Below are 895 nucleotides of genomic sequence, written 5' to 3' on the forward strand. Positions count from 1 at the left end.
GTAGCCCTAGGGGAACCTGGGGCTGGATCACCTCCTTATACGAAGATACTTACGATGAGTGTCCACACAGATTGATTAGGTTTAGAAAAGCAAAGAGAAGAAGAACTCCCAAGGTTCTTCGAAGTTTGTTTCTACTTTTAAAGTGGAGATAAGTTAGCAGTGTCCCGTTCGTCTAGAGGCCTAGGACACCGCCCTTTCACGGCGGTAACAGGGGTTCGACTCCCCTACGGGATACCATTGGGTCGTTAGCTCAGTTGGTAGAGCAGTTGACTTTTAATCAATTGGTCGCAGGTTCGAATCCTGCACGACCCACCATTTCCTCCCAAGGAAATAAAAATTTGGGGCGATTAGCTCAGTTGGGAGAGCACCTGCCTTACAAGCAGGGGGTCACTGGTTCGAGCCCGGTATCGCCCACCATTTCCTCCCAAGGAAATAAAAATAAGGGGCTATAGCTCAGCTGGGAGAGCGCCTGCCTTGCACGCAGGAGGTCTGCGGTTCGATCCCGCATAGCTCCACCATTCCTTCCATAAGGAATTAAAACTTTTGTGGGCGATTAGCTCAGTTGGGAGAGCACCTGCCTTACAAGCAGGGGGTCACTGGTTCGAGCCCGGTATCGCCCACCATCTTTAAGCACACTTTTCTTAGTAATAGAAAGCTGAGTGTATTTAAAAATGGTTTTGAAAGTTTAACACTTTAAAAACTCTTGCTCTTTAACAATTTGGAAAGCTGACTGATTGATTACTTACGAGTAATTCAATCAAATTTAAAAGTTCTCAATGTTTATCTTTCATTAGATGAACACAACAAACACATTCAAGTGTCTTGTATTCGAATCAATGTTTACATTGATTCACAATTGAGTCCGGCAAACAGTCATCAAGAATTAACCCTTCTT

General features: G+C 44.7%; 5 tRNA genes. All 5 read left to right on the forward strand.

The annotated features are described in order from the left end of the window. Positions 1 to 161 precede the first annotated feature (161 nt). Positions 162 to 237, forward strand: a tRNA-Glu gene (locus tag AACR09_RS09095). 2 nt (positions 238 to 239) lie between these two features. Continuing rightward, positions 240 to 315 (forward strand) — tRNA-Lys (locus AACR09_RS09100). 26 nt (positions 316 to 341) lie between these two features. Continuing rightward, positions 342 to 417, forward strand: a tRNA-Val gene (locus tag AACR09_RS09105). Between the two features lie 25 nt (positions 418 to 442). Then, positions 443 to 518: transfer RNA gene (locus AACR09_RS09110), tRNA-Ala, on the forward strand. 29 nt (positions 519 to 547) lie between these two features. Then, positions 548 to 623, forward strand: a tRNA-Val gene (locus AACR09_RS09115). The last annotated feature ends 272 nt before the right edge of the window (positions 624 to 895 follow it).

The sequence above is a fragment of the Vibrio sp. OPT20 genome, assembly GCF_963889365.1.
In the GTDB taxonomy this organism is placed as follows: domain Bacteria; phylum Pseudomonadota; class Gammaproteobacteria; order Enterobacterales; family Vibrionaceae; genus Vibrio; species Vibrio splendidus.